At 62.6% G+C, this 431-nt stretch carries 2 protein-coding genes; both read left to right on the top strand.

Annotated features, from left to right (window positions below):
• Positions 1 to 200 (top strand): type VII secretion system-associated protein (locus tag LPA54_RS39570; protein ID WP_228985234.1); only part of this gene is annotated, 200 nt, incomplete at its 5' end.
• 27 nt (positions 201 to 227) lie between these two features.
• On the top strand, positions 228 to 431 hold a 204-nt coding region (locus LPA54_RS39565), incomplete at its 3' end, for a hypothetical protein (protein ID WP_228985232.1).

Here is a 431-nt window from a genome sequence, read left to right as displayed (position 1 = left end):
AGATCGACGAGCTTCTCGGTGAGCAGATGACGCTCTTCAAGGAGCTCAAGGAAGCCCTCACCGAGACCATCGAGGAAGCGAACAAGACCAAGGAGAAGAACCTCGACGCGATCGACGCGCAGACGCTGCTCCAGACCTTCGACGAGGTGGACGCCCTCACCGTCGGTGGCTCGGGTGGCGACGACGAGGAAGCATCCTGACCCGGACCAGTACCGAAGGGGGTACCCGTGGCCGACGTTCAGAACGAGGACCCGAACTCCGTAGCGAATGTGAACAAGCTGGAGGGGTTCGATTCCGAATCCTCGGACGCCTGGGCGACGCTGGTGACGCACATCACCGGCTATCCGGTGCCGGACCGCAAGACGATCTTCGAGAAGCTCACCTCGACCAGCGGGGGCCCGCTGTTCCGGATGGACATCCGTGAACGGGAC

The organism is Streptomyces sp. DH12 (assembly GCF_020873895.1).
Classification (GTDB): Bacteria; Actinomycetota; Actinomycetes; order Streptomycetales; family Streptomycetaceae; genus Streptomyces.
Note: the sequence above shows the minus strand (reverse complement) of the source record. Positions and strands in the feature narration are given on the sequence as shown.